Raw genomic sequence first — 12,818 nt, forward strand, 5'->3', positions numbered from 1 at the left:
ATGAAGAGCGTCGTATGCGCGCCCTGCCCCGAAATCGGCGCCGGCAACCAAGCTGAATTTCCTATGCGAATATATTGTTCGTTTGGGACAATGATGCTTTGATACTCGCTTGTAGTGCCGCATCTCGCGCCCAGGGGCCGCTGCCATGGATATGAAAATCGGCGACACCGACGGCGGCGATCTCGGCGAACGGGTGAAGGCGCTGCGACTCCGGGCGGACCTCACCATCAAGGAAGTGTCCATCCGTTCCGGCATCTCGCCCTCGGCGATTTCCAAGATCGAGAACAACCTGCTGTCGCCGACCTATGACAACATCATCCGGCTGGCGCAGGGCCTCGACGTCGACATTTCCGAGCTGTTTTCCTCGACCCGCAAGCAGATGCCGCACGGCCGGCGCTCGCTGACCCGGTCCGGCCAGGGCGATTTCATCCGCACGCAGAACTACACGTTCGAAATGCTGTGCTCCGACCTCACGGCCAAGCGCATGCAACCTATCCGGGCACGGCTGCATGCCCGCGAGATACGGGCGTTCGGCAAGCTCGCCGCCCATGCCGGAGAGGAAGTCGTCTACGTGATCAAGGGCCAGGTTCAGCTGCTGACGGAATTCTATGCGCCCGTCATGCTGAACGAGGGCGACTGCGCCTATTTCGACAGCACCATGGGCCACGCGCTGCTGTCGGCGGGGGAGGAAGATGCCGAGATCTTCTGGGTTTGCGCGGCGGACCAGGCGCTCAACCTCGACGAGGCCGCCCTGGCATCCACTTGACATGTTTCATGATAGGAATATTAATTTCTCAAAAGAAAAATTAGTTCAATTGCGAACCATAAATCACATTTCCTTTCCAGGGGTATCAGCATGACTGAACATGTCGGCAACCGTCGGACCTTTCTAGCGGCGGGCTCTCTCGTCGGCGCAGCGGCCGCCCTCGCCGCGACGTCCGGCCAGGCTCTCGCTCAGGAGACCGGCTCCCTGAAGGCCATTCGCGATCGCGGCGAGTTGCGGATCGGCGTCGCGCCGGGCGAGCCCTGGTTCTACAAGGATCAGCGCAGCGGCGAGTGGTACGGCCTCGGCTGGGGCATGGGTGTCGCCCTCGCCAAGGAGCTCGGCATCAAGCCGGTACCGGTGGAAACCACCTGGGGCAACGCCGTCGCTGCCCTGCAGGCCGGCCAGTTCGACGTCATGTTCACCATGGACGCGACGCCGCAGCGTGCCCTGGCAGTCGATTTTCCGGTCCAGCCGATGTTCTGGTATGCGCAGGGCGTCCTTCTCGCCGACGGAATCACCGTCGCCAACTGGGAGGAGATGAACAAGCCGGAATTCCGCATCGGCGTCGTGCTCGGCACCTCGCCCGATCGCGACATCACCGTTCGCCTGCCCAAGGCCAGCATCGAGCGCTTCCCGAGCGCCGACGAGACCGGCGCCGCCTTCATCGCCGGCCGCATGGACGGTATCTCGCTGTTCCACCCCGCTCTGGTGATGCTGCAGTCCCGCATCAAGCGCGGCCATATCATCCTGCCGCAGCCGCTGCGCGAATCGCCGTCGAGCGCCGCGGTGCAGAACGTCGCCGACAAGAGCTGGCGCGACTGGCTCGGCGTGGCGATGGCCTATATGTACGCGACCGGCCAGACGCAGAAGATTTTCGAGGACTACCTCGCCTTCCGCGGCATCGACCCGACCTCGACGCCCGCGATCATGCGCGAGCGCTGGAAGGCATAAGCTCCCCCGATCGCACTCCGGCGCCCGCCGAGTCCGGCGGGCGAACCCGGCGTCCTTCGCAGCCCCGTCCTCGTGACGCGCTCCGCGCCGCCCTTCGTCGGCGCGGGACGGCAGCCCGGTACAGTCGACCAGAATGCACTATGTTTGGGACTTCAGACCCGTCTGGCTCAATTTCGATATCCTGCTGGAAGGGCTCGGCAACACGCTGAAGCTCTCCGCGGTGTCGATCTGCATCGGCCTCGCCGTCGGCCTGATACTGGCGCTCGGGCGGCTGGCGCCGTCGCGGGCGCTGTCGCTGCCGGCGACAGTGATCATCGAGTTCTACCGCAACACGCCGCCGCTGGTGCATTTCTTCTGGTATTTCTATGGCCTGCCGATCCTGATCGGCGTCAGCCTCACCCCCTTCGCAGCGGCGGCGGCGGCGCTGTCGGTCCAGTCGGGCGCCTTCTTCGCCGAGGTGTTTCGCGGCGGCATCATCTCCGTCGAGCGCGGGCAGTGGGAAGGCGGGCGCGCCATCGGCATGGGCTACGCGCAGCTCATGCGGCGCATCATCCTGCCCCAGGCCTTCCGCCGCATGATCCCGCCCCTGATGGAACGCTCCTTCGAGCTGGTGAAGACCACCTCGCTCGCCGCGACCCTCACCTATGGCGAGCTGGTCTACAAGGCGATGGTGCTGACGACCCAGACCTACCGGCCGATGGAGATCTATTCCACCGTCGCGGTGATGTTCTTCTCGGTCCTGTTCCTTGCGAGCCTCGGCATGCGCATGGTCGAGGCCCGGCTCGCCCGCCGGCAGGTGCGCTGACCATGAGCTACTCCTTCCAGTTCGGCGAGATCCTGGCCAATAGCGACCTGCTGCTGCGCGGCCTCAAGCTCACCCTGGCTCTGTTCGCCCTCGCCTTTTCCGGCGCGCTGGTGGCCGGGTTGTTCATAGGGCTCGGCCGCGCCTCGACGCGCCGCCTGCCCAATCTCGCCGCCACCGCCTATATCGAGCTGTTCCGCAACACGCCGGTGCTGGTGCAGCTGATCTGGTTCTACTACGCCCTGCCGGCGCTTTCCGGCTGGCAGCCGACCGCCTTCACCGCCGCGGCACTCGGCCTGTTCCTCAACACCTCCGCCTATTGCGCCGAGATCTGGCGGGCGGGCATCCAGTCGCTGCCGACCGGCCAGTGGGAGGCAGGGCGCGCCATCGGCATGAGCGAGAGCGAGCTGCTGCGCCGCATCGTGGTGCCGCAGGCGGTGGCACGGATGGTGCCGGCCTTCACCAATCGCGGCGTCGAGCTCGCCAAGATGACCTCCATCGCCTCGGCCATCACCGTGCAGGAACTGATGTACGAGGCCAAGATGCTGAGCACCCAGACCTTCCTGCCGCTCGAGACCTTCTCGATCGTCGCGGTCATCTATTTCTGCGTCATCTATCCGGGAACGCTGGCCGCCTATGCGCTGGAGCGGCGCCTGACTTCAAAAGGGACCTGAGCGCCATGGCAGTTGCAAATCCGGCCGCGATCCTCGCCGTCGAGGGCCTGCGCAAGAGTTTCGGGCCGCATGAGGTGCTGAAGGGCATCGACCTCAGCGTCGGCGCCGGCGAGCGCATCGCCATTCTCGGCTCGTCCGGCTCGGGCAAGAGCACCCTCCTGCGCTGCGTCAACTTCATGGAGGTGCCGAGCGCCGGTCGCATCGTGCTCGACGGCCAGCCGGTAGGCCGGCCCGGACGCGGCGGCACCATCGAGGCGAGCGGGCGCGAACTGCGCCAGCTACGGGCCCGCGTCGGCATGATCTTCCAGCAGTTCAACCTGTTCCCGCACATGACGGTGATCGAGAACGTCATGGAGGGCCCGGTGACGGTGAAGGGGATGAACAAGACCGAGGCCCGGCAGAAGGCGCAGGACTATCTGCGGCGCGTCGGCCTCGCCGAGAAGGCCGATCAATATCCACAGCGTCTCTCCGGCGGCCAGCAGCAGCGCGTGGCGATCGCCCGGGCGCTGGCCATGGAGCCGGAAATCCTGCTGTTCGACGAGCCCACATCCTCGCTCGACCCCGAACTGGTCGGCGAGGTGCTGGACGTCATCCTCGGCCTGTCCAGGGAAGGGCGCACCATGCTGCTCGTCACCCACGAGGTCGGCTTCGCCTACCATTTCGCCACGCGCGTGCTGTTCCTGCACGACGGCCTGATCCACGAGCAGGGAACGCCCGACGAAGTGCTGAAGAACCCGCGCGAGGAACGCACGCAGGGATTCCTCAAGCGCTTCACCTCGTTTCATTTCTAGCAGGGACTGCCCGTCATGGTCGAAGAGAAGGGCGCGCAGACCCCTGTCGAGGATCCGCGCAACCGCGATCTGTGGATTTGGCTGAACGGCCGGCTGGTCAAGCGCGCGCAGGCGCTGGTGTCGATCTTCGACGCCGGCTTCGGCCTCGGGGACGGCGTGTGGGAAGGCATCCGCATGGCCCGCGGCCGGCTGGTGCTGGTGCAGGACCATCTCGACCGCCTTTTCGAGGGCGCCAATACCATCGCCATCGACATCGGCATGACGAAGGCCGAGCTGCTCGGCGCGCTGGAAGAGCTCTGCGCCGCCAACGACATGGCCGATGGCGGCCATCTGCGCCTCATGGTGACGCGCGGCGAGAAGCACACCATTCACCAGGACCCGCGCAACGCGCTGGGCCGGGCAACCATTGCCATCACCGCCGAATTCAAGCTACCGGACCCCGAGATCAAAAAAGCCGGCATCAAGCTGTTCACCTCCACCTTCCGCTCGTCGGCGCCGGACAGTTTCGACCTGCATCTCAATTCCCACAGCCGCCTGAACTTCATCCAGCCGCTGCTGCAGGCCATCGCCGCCGGCGCCCACGAGGCGCTGATGCTGGATCCGCATGGTTTCGTGGCGAGCTGCAACTCCACCAATTTCTTCATCGTCCGACGCGGCGAGGTGCTCACCTCCAGCGGGCGGTTCTGCTTCAAGGGCATCACCCGCCGCAAGGTGATCGAACTGTGCCGGCAGGAGGGCATCGCCTGCCGCGAGACCGATTTCACCCTCGCCGAGGCCTATAATGCCGATGGCGCCTTCGTCACCGGCACGTTCGGCGGCATCACCCCGGTGCGCAGCCTCGATGGCCGCGGCATCGGCACCGAACGCCCCTGCCCGCTCACCCGCCACCTGTCCGACCTCTATGACCGGACGTTCCTCAATGGCTGACGACGTGGTCACCGCCGCGATCAGCCGGTTCGCCGCCGAATTCGACGGCGGGGCGATCCCGGCCGAGACTCGCCGCAAGGCGCAGGACCACATCATCGACAGCATCGGCTGCGGCCTCGCCGGCATCCCGACCGACGTGGTGCGGCGCGTCCTCGCCGCCACCGCGGCGGAGGCCCGGCCCGGCCCCTGCCTCGTGCTGGGCAGCGAGCATGGCTTCGGGCCGGTCGCCGCCGCCTTCGCCAACGCGACCGCGATGAACGCGCTCGATTTCGACGACGGGCTGGAGGACGAGACCGGCAAAGGCATGGGTCATCCCGGCTCCTCCATCGTGGCGGCGGCGCTCAGCGCCTGTTTCGAGCGCCCGGTGTCCGGTGCCGACTTCATCACGGCGGTCGCCATCGCCTATGAGATCAACAACCGGCTGATCCGCGCCATCCAGCCGAGTATGGAACGGTTCCGGCAGGTCTATGGCGTCTGCCAGCACCAGTCGATCGGCGCCGCCGTCGCCTATGGCCGGCTCTGCGGCCTCGACGGCGCGGGCATGGAGAATGCGCTCGGCTTCGCCGGCACCTTCGCGACCGTGCCGAGCCTGCATAAATATAACTGGCAATGTCGGCCGCTCATCACCTTCAAGGACTTCGTCGCCCCGGCGGCGGAGGCCGGGGTCCGCGGCGTGAGCCTGCATCGCGCCGGACTGGTCGGGGCGAAGGCCGTGCTCGACGGGCCGTCCGGCCTTTGGCGCATGCTGGGATCGGATCGTTTCGAGCCGGAGCGGTTGACGGGCGAGCTCGGGACGCGATGGACGCTCGGCTTCAACACCATCAAGCCCTATCCCGCCTGCCGCTGGATGCATGCGACGCTCAGCGCCTTTGAAGCGCTTGTGGATATACACGCCGTCGAGGCCGACCGGATCGAGGCGATCACGGTGCTGACCGACGCCGCGCTGCTGCGCGACTTCATGGATGCGCGGCCGCTCAGCATCAACGACGCGCAATTCTCCTTCCCCTATGCCCTGGCATCGCTTGCGCTACGCACCGACCGCGCGCGCTGGTACGACGATGACCGGATGGCCTGCGCCACCCGCGACGCCCTCGCGGCACGGGTGACCGGCGCCGTCGATGCCGAAGCGAGCGCGCTGATGAGCGGTGCGCGCCGGCCGGCGGGAAGGATCGAGATCCGGCTCTCCGACGGCACGGTGCTGCGCTCGAAGCTCGCCGTCGATGCGCCGGGCGGCGTGAAGCTGCCGCTCGCCCCACCGGCGCTTGCCGGCAAGTTCCTCGGCAATGCCGCCGTGGTGCTGGATGGCGAGGGCGCACGCGCCCTGCTCTCACGAATGCAGGAACTCGAGAACCTCGCCGATGTCGGTGCCGCGCTTACTCGATCGGCACCGGGCCTGCATGGGTGCGCAGCGGCCGCTCCTCCATGAACACGAGGCCGACAAGGCCGATGGCAAGTGCCAAGGCCGCGGCACCGAACACGAAGCGGAACGCCTGGGTGAGCGCCGCCGCATCGATGGTGCCCTGCCGGAAGCCGTCCAGCAATTGATGGCCGGTAAGGCCGGAGGCGCCGAGCACGATGGCGCCGAAGGCGGCGGCAAGGACGACGCCGCCCAGCGAGCGGAAGAAATTCATCACCCCGGTCGCCGTGCCGATCTGCTGCAGCGGCACCGCGTTCTGCACGCTGACCGTCACCACCGGCAGAACCGTGCCGAGCCCGACCCCGGTGATCGCGGTGAGGCCGGCGAGCATGGCGATGCCCATGCCGCGCGGGAAAATCGCCAGCACGGTCAGCGCCACCACGGCGCTCGACAGCCCGGCCAACGGCACGCGCTTGTAATGGCGCAGGCGACCCATCACCCGGCCGGTGCTGGTCGCTCCCACCACCACGCCGGCGAGCAGCGGAATGAGCGCGACGCCGGATTCGCTCGCCGTGAAGCCCAGCACGCCCTCGAAATAGAAGGGCAGCTCGACCGACAGGCCGATCATGGTGCCGATCGCCACCGCCGCCGCGGTCACGCCAGGTCCGACGACGCGGTTAAACAACAGGGAGAGCGGGATCAGCGGCTCGCGGGCCAGGGCGAGCCGCAGGCCGAGCAGCACCCACAGCAGCAGCGAACCGCCGAGCAGGCCGAGGATGGGCGTCGAGCCCCAGCCATAGAGCTGACCGCCCCAGCTCAGCGCCAGCATCAACGCCATGGCGGCAGCGCAGAGCAGCAGCGCGCCGACCATGTCGAGCCGGTGCGGGTGGTGATGGGCCGGCAGGCGACGCAGCACGCCGTCGCTCATATAGGCGGCGCCGAGGCCGAGCGGCACGTTGATCCAGAAGATCAGCGACCAGTGCAGGTGCTCGGCGAAGAAGCCGCCCAGCACCGGCCCGGCGACGCTGGAGGTGATGAAGACGGTGGCGAAATAGCCCTGATAACGGCCGCGGTCGCGCGGGGCGACCATCAGGCCGATGATGGTCTGGGCGAGCGCGATCAGCCCGCCGCCGCCCAGCCCCTGCACCGCCCGGCCGAGAATCAGCCAGATCATGCCGGGGGCCAGCGCGCACAATACCGATCCGCCGAGGAACAAGCCGATGCTGGCGATCAAAACCGGCCGAGGCCCGTACATGTCGGCGAATTTGCCGACCAGCGGCGTCACCGCCGTGCCGGTCAGCAGATAGGCGGTGACGATCCAGGGCACGTTTTCCATGTCGCCGAACGCCAGCCCGATGGTCGGCAGGGCGGAGGCGACGATGGTCTGCTCCAGCGCACTGAGAAACATCGCCAGCATGACGCCGACGAGAATCGTCCGGATTTCGGCATGGCTGAGGCGCGCCGGCTCCTGGTCCGGCGAACGGGCATCCATCATCTGCGTCCTTCGCTGCTCCCCTGTCGGGGCGCGGCAAGATGGTCGCCGCAACGGCGATTGACAAGGGAGCAGCCACTGACCGTCGTCACACCATCGCGATCAAAGGTCGACGCGGCCCGGCTCAGCGTTTAGCGTCGCCTTTCCCGTTCCGGATGCGAGAATCGTGCGCAAACCCACCAAGCCGAAGATCCGCAAGCCAGCCCAGCCCCGCCTGCCCAGGGGCCTGCCGAGCAAGGAAGACCTCACCGCCTTCATCGCCTCTCATGGCGGCGAGGTCGGCAAGCGCGAGATTTCGCGCGCTTTCGGCCTCGACGGCAGCGACCGCATCGCGTTGAAGGACATGCTGCGCGAACTCGCCGAGGAGGGCGTCATCGGCAAGAGCCGGCGCAAGCTGCATGTGCCCGGCGCCCTGCCCGCCGTGGTGATGGCCGAAGTGGTGGAGCGCGACGAGGACGGCGAGCTCGTCGCCGAGCCGGTGGACTGGGACGAGGAAGAGAACGGAAGGCCGCCGCGCATTCTGGTGAAGCTCGCCCGGCGCGGACGCCTCGCCGGCCCGGCGCCGACCATCGGCGACCGGGTGTTGCTCAAGACCGATGAGATTCCCGAGGCCGAGGGGCGCATCCGCCATACCGGCCGGGTACTGAAGCTGATCGAGAAGGCACGCGCGCAGGTCCTCGGCATCTACCGCGCCGACCGTTCGCGGCCCGACAATGGCGGGCGCATCATTCCCGTCGACAAGCGCAACATGGGCCGCGAGCTCGCCGTGCCGCCCGGCGCGGAGGGCGAGGCGCAGGACGGCGACCTCGTCTCGGTCGAGATCACCCGCCACCACGCCTATGGCCTGCCTACCGCCAAGGTGAAGGAGCGGCTGGGTTCGCTGGCAACCGAGAAGGCGATCAGCCTCATCGCCATCCACGCCCACGGCATTCCAAGCGTGTTCCGCCGCGAGGCGCTCGCCGAGGCCGAGAGCGCCAAGCCGGCGACGCTGAAGGGCCGCGAGGACTGGCGCGAGCTGCCGCTCGTCACCATCGACCCGCCGGACGCCAAGGACCATGACGACGCCGTCCATGCCGAGCCGGACGAGGATCCGGCCAATGAAGGCGGCTTCATCGTCACCGTCGCCATCGCCGACGTCGCCCATTATGTGCACCCCGGCAGCGGGCTCGACCGCGAGGCGCTGGCGCGCGGCAATTCGGTCTATTTCCCCGACCGCGTCGTGCCGATGCTGCCGGAGCGCATCTCCAACGACCTGTGCTCGCTAAGGCCGCTGGAAGACCGCCCGGCACTCGCCGTGCGTCTCGTCATCGGTCCGAACGGCCGCAAGAAGACCCACGGCTTCCACCGGGTGATGATGCGCTCGGCCGCCAAGCTCGCCTATGCGCAGGCGCAGGCGGCCATCGAGGGACACACCGACGACGTCACCGCGCCGCTGGTGGAGCCGATCCTGCGGCCGCTCTATGCCGCCTATGCACTGGTGAAGAAGGCGCGCGACGCCCGCAACCCGCTGGAGCTCGACCTGCCGGAGCGCAAGATCCAGCTGAAGCCCGACGGCACGGTCGACAAGGTCCTGGTGCCGGAGCGGCTCGACGCCCACCGGCTGATCGAGGAATTCATGATCCTCGCCAATGTCGCCGCCGCCGAGACGCTGGAGGAACAGCGCATCCCGCTGGTCTACCGCGTGCACGACCAGCCCTCGCTGGAGAAGGTCTCGGCACTGCGCGAATTCCTGAAGACGCTCGACATCGCGCTGCCCAAGACCGAGACGGTGCGCCCGGCGCATTTCAACGACATTCTGGCCCGCGTCGTCGACACCGAACTGGCGCCGCTGGTCAATCAGGTGATCCTGCGCAGCCAGGCGCAGGCGGAATACGCCAACGAGAATTACGGCCATTTCGGCCTGCATCTGCGCCGCTACGCGCATTTCACCTCGCCGATCCGCCGCTATGCCGACCTGATCGTGCACCGGGCGCTCATCCGCGCCCTCGGCCTCGGGTCGGACGGCCTGCCGGAGAACACGACGCCGGAGCAGCTCGCCGAGATCGCCGCCCGCATCTCCGCCTGCGAACGGCGCGCAATGACCGCCGAGCGCGAGACCATCGACCGGCTGATCGCCCACCATATGGCGGAGCAGATCGGCGCCACCTTCAAGGGGCGGATCGCCGGCGTCACCAAGTCGGGGCTTTTCGTCGCGCTCGACGATACCGGCGCCGACGGCTTCATTCCGGCGGCGACGCTCGGGCAGGACTATTACTGGTATGATGAGGCCCGCCACGCGCTGATCGGCGAGCGAACCGGCGAAATGCACCGGCTCGGCGACCGCGTCGAGGTCAAGCTGGTCGAAGCGGCCCCGGTGGCGGGCGCATTGCGATTTGAGCTTCTGAGCAAGGGTGACTATGTAAAGCCCGGCAAGGGCGGCCCGCCCCGCAACGGCCCGCGCGGCATACGCCGTGGAGCGGCTCCCGTGCGGCGTGGTCCGCCAAAGTTCAGCAAGCGCAGATAGCGCCCAAGGGCACGGCAAGGAGCGCGCACCGCATGAGCTTTCAGCCAGTCCGGCCGGTCGGCCCGGCGATGAGGAACGGCTTTCGCATGCGCTGCCCCAATTGCGGCGTGGGCCCGCTGTTCCAGGGCTATCTGAAGGTCAACGAGCGCTGCGCCGCCTGTGGCGAGGAGCTCTGGCACCATCGCGCCGACGACGCCCCGCCCTACATGGTGATCACCATCGTCGGCCACATCATCGTGCCGGCGGTGCTGGCGGTGGAGATTGCCTGGCATCCCTCGCAATGGATCCATATGGCGATCTGGCTGCCGCTCACCCTCATCCTCAGCCTCGTCCTGCTGCCGCCGGTCAAGGGCGCTCTGGTCGGCTATCAATGGGCGCTACGCATGCACGGCTTCGATCCGACCAGCGAGGAACACGACGGCGTACCCCCGAGCCAGCGTGCCGCCGGACTCGTGCGCCCGACATGACAGTCCTCGACGTTTCCGCGCGGTTCCCGGACAAGCGAGCCGACGCCACCCATCCCAATCGGCGTCCGGTCGATGCGGCGACGCTGATCCTCATCGACCGCTCCGGCCGCAAGCCGCGCGTGCTGCTGGGCCGCCGGCATCCGGGCCAGAAATTCATGCCCGGCAAGCTGGTATTCCCCGGCGGACGTGTCGACCCGCAGGACCGCAACGTACCGGTCTACGGCATGCTCGACGCCCATTCCGAGCGCCGGCTGCAGGAACGGGTGGTGCGCCCCAGTTCCGCGCGCGCGCGCGCCCTTGCCCTCGCGGCCATACGCGAGACCTGCGAGGAGACCGGGCTCGTCCTCGGATCGCGCGAGGCCGGGGAGCCGGACGCCATGCCCGCCGGTTGGGACGCGTTCGGGCAGGCGGGGGCGTTTCCCAATCTCGAAGCGCTGACCTTCGTCGCCCGCGCCATCACCCCGCCGCGGCTGTCGCGCCGCTTCGATACGCGCTTCTTCATGGCCGACGCCGCCGAGGTCGCGCATCGGGTGCCGGACGTCGTCGGACCGGATTCGGAGCTGGTCGAACTCGCCTGGCTGAGCTTCGAGGAGGCGAAGAAGGCCGAGGTGCCGGTGATCACCCACGCCATCCTCGAAGAGGTCGAGACCCGCCTCGCCGCCGGCAATTCACCGCGCCTGCCCGTGCCCTTCTATGCGAGCCGCCATGGCCGGATGATGCGCGAGATGCTGGACTAAGACGGCGCGAAGCCCTAGACGCGACGGCCCGGTCCTCGCTGAGCCGCCCGTCCCATGCATGCCCACCTGCCCGCCGCCCGTACCAATTTCGCTTCCATCGCCGCGGCGATCGCCGCCATTTCGGTGGTCGGGCTCGGTCTCGCGCTGTCCATCCCCCTGCTCGCCTTCGAGCTCGACGCGCGTGGCATCTCCAGCACATGGATCGGCCTGAACACCGCGGTCGGCGGCCTCGCCACCATCCTGTGTGCGCCGTTCCTGCCGGATCTCGTGCGCCGCTTCGGCGCCGGCCCGATGATGATGGGCGCGGTGCTGCTCGGGGCGGCGAGCCTGCTGGCCTTCAAGGTCACCGATGCCTTCATCCTGTGGTTCCCGCTTCGCTTCCTGTTCGGCGCGTCGCTCTGCGTGCTGTTCGTGGTGAGCGAATTCTGGATCAATGCCGCCTCCCCCAGCGACAAGCGCGGCCTCGTCATCGGCATCTACGCGACGACGCTTTCGGCGGGCTTCGCCGGCGGCCCGGCGATCCTGTCGCTGGTCGGCACCAGCGGCTGGCCGCCATACCTGATCGGCGCCGCCTTCTTCGTGCTGGCCGCGATCCCGGTGATGATCGGCGCCGCGCAGGCGCCGGTGATCGAGAAGGAGAGCTCGCGCGGCATGGTGAGCCTGCTGTGCCTCGCGCCGGCCGCCACCCTGGCCGCCTTCATCTTCGGAGCGGTGGAGACGGGGCTCGTCAATTTCCTGCCGCTCTACGGCCTGCGTCGCGGCCTCGGCGATGGTGAGGCCGCGATACTCCTTACCATCGCCGAACTGGGGAATGTGGCCCTGCAGATCCCGATGGGCCTGATCAGCGATCGCATGGACCGTCGCAAGCTGCTGCTCGTCTGCGGTCTGATCGGGCTCGCCGGCGCGATGCTGATTCCCTTTCTCGCCATCGATGGAATCGCCATGATGGCGACGGTGTTCGTGATGACCGGCATCGTTGCCGGCCTCTACACGGTCGGCCTCACCCTGCTGGGCGCCCGATTCGATGGCGCAGCGCTGGCAACGGCCAATGCCGCCTTCGTCATGCTCTATTCCATCGGGCTGATCGTCGGCCCGGTATCGGTCGGCGCCGGCATGGGACTGCTGGGGCCGCACGGCTTTGCCGTCGTCCTCGCCGCTTTCCTCGCCTTCTACGTGCTGGTGGTGGCGTTTCAGGTCGCCCGCGATCGCTGAAGCGCCATGCCTTTCTTGACAATCGGGCGCCGATCAAGGATACGGACGGCCAACGAGCGGCGTCGCTGCCGCGCGAACCCGATAATTTCGACGCTGCCTTGCCGAACGGGGCGGCGTGCCACCTTTCCAGGAGACCGGT

Annotated in this window: 12 protein-coding genes; 11 read left to right on the forward strand and 1 reads right to left on the reverse strand. The window is 67.7% G+C overall.

Annotated features, from left to right (window positions below):
* The first annotated feature begins 145 nt into the window (after positions 1 to 145).
* From AC1RU4_RS10965 to AC1RU4_RS10995, 7 genes are all read left to right on the forward strand, one after another.
* On the forward strand, positions 146 to 766 hold the full coding sequence (locus AC1RU4_RS10965) for a helix-turn-helix domain-containing protein (RefSeq protein WP_492891116.1): 621 nt from the start codon (positions 146 to 148) through the stop codon (positions 764 to 766).
* A 90-nt stretch (positions 767 to 856) separates the two neighbouring features.
* Positions 857 to 1,717 carry a transporter substrate-binding domain-containing protein gene (locus tag AC1RU4_RS10970; RefSeq protein ID WP_492891117.1) on the forward strand — a complete coding sequence of 287 codons (861 nt, stop codon included), beginning with the start codon at positions 857 to 859 and terminating at the stop codon, positions 1,715 to 1,717.
* 133 nt (positions 1,718 to 1,850) lie between these two features.
* Positions 1,851 to 2,522, forward strand: coding sequence for an amino acid ABC transporter permease (locus tag AC1RU4_RS10975; protein WP_492891118.1), 672 nt, complete (start codon positions 1,851 to 1,853; stop codon positions 2,520 to 2,522).
* Positions 2,523 to 2,524: 2 nt separating this feature from the next.
* On the forward strand, positions 2,525 to 3,193 hold the full coding sequence (locus AC1RU4_RS10980) for an amino acid ABC transporter permease (RefSeq protein WP_492891119.1): 669 nt from the start codon (positions 2,525 to 2,527) through the stop codon (positions 3,191 to 3,193).
* A gap of 5 nt (positions 3,194 to 3,198) precedes the next feature.
* Positions 3,199 to 3,984 carry an amino acid ABC transporter ATP-binding protein gene (locus AC1RU4_RS10985; RefSeq protein WP_492891120.1) on the forward strand — a complete coding sequence of 262 codons (786 nt, stop codon included), beginning with the start codon at positions 3,199 to 3,201 and terminating at the stop codon, positions 3,982 to 3,984.
* Positions 3,985 to 3,999: 15 nt separating this feature from the next.
* Positions 4,000 to 4,911: an aminotransferase class IV gene (locus tag AC1RU4_RS10990; RefSeq protein WP_492891121.1), complete on the forward strand. Its 912-nt coding sequence runs from the start codon at positions 4,000 to 4,002 to the stop codon at positions 4,909 to 4,911.
* Positions 4,904 to 6,337 carry an MmgE/PrpD family protein gene (locus AC1RU4_RS10995; RefSeq protein WP_492891122.1) on the forward strand — a complete coding sequence of 478 codons (1,434 nt, stop codon included), beginning with the start codon at positions 4,904 to 4,906 and terminating at the stop codon, positions 6,335 to 6,337. Before AC1RU4_RS10990 ends, AC1RU4_RS10995 begins: the two co-directional genes overlap by 8 nt.
* Here AC1RU4_RS10995 and AC1RU4_RS11000 read toward each other — a convergent pair.
* Complete coding sequence (locus tag AC1RU4_RS11000; protein WP_492891123.1) at positions 6,285 to 7,760, reverse strand: MDR family MFS transporter; 1,476 nt, start codon at positions 7,758 to 7,760, stop codon at positions 6,285 to 6,287. The genes AC1RU4_RS10995 and AC1RU4_RS11000 overlap by 53 nt on opposite strands.
* A gap of 166 nt (positions 7,761 to 7,926) precedes the next feature.
* Here AC1RU4_RS11000 and rnr point away from each other — a divergent pair, with 166 nt between their 5' ends.
* From rnr to AC1RU4_RS11020, 4 genes are read left to right on the forward strand one after another with little or no spacing between them, the layout of a single operon-like run.
* Positions 7,927 to 10,263: a ribonuclease R gene (rnr, locus tag AC1RU4_RS11005; RefSeq protein WP_492891124.1), complete on the forward strand. Its 2,337-nt coding sequence runs from the start codon at positions 7,927 to 7,929 to the stop codon at positions 10,261 to 10,263.
* A gap of 32 nt (positions 10,264 to 10,295) precedes the next feature.
* Complete coding sequence (locus AC1RU4_RS11010; protein ID WP_492891125.1) at positions 10,296 to 10,730, forward strand: DUF983 domain-containing protein; 435 nt, start codon at positions 10,296 to 10,298, stop codon at positions 10,728 to 10,730.
* On the forward strand, positions 10,727 to 11,467 hold the full coding sequence (locus AC1RU4_RS11015) for an NUDIX hydrolase (RefSeq protein ID WP_492891126.1): 741 nt from the start codon (positions 10,727 to 10,729) through the stop codon (positions 11,465 to 11,467). The genes AC1RU4_RS11010 and AC1RU4_RS11015 overlap by 4 nt, the downstream gene beginning before the upstream one ends.
* A 54-nt stretch (positions 11,468 to 11,521) precedes the next feature.
* On the forward strand, positions 11,522 to 12,679 hold the full coding sequence (locus AC1RU4_RS11020) for an MFS transporter (protein ID WP_492891127.1): 1,158 nt from the start codon (positions 11,522 to 11,524) through the stop codon (positions 12,677 to 12,679).
* The last annotated feature ends 139 nt before the right edge of the window (positions 12,680 to 12,818 follow it).

This window comes from Ancylobacter sp. GW821-FHT10E12, assembly GCF_058809335.1.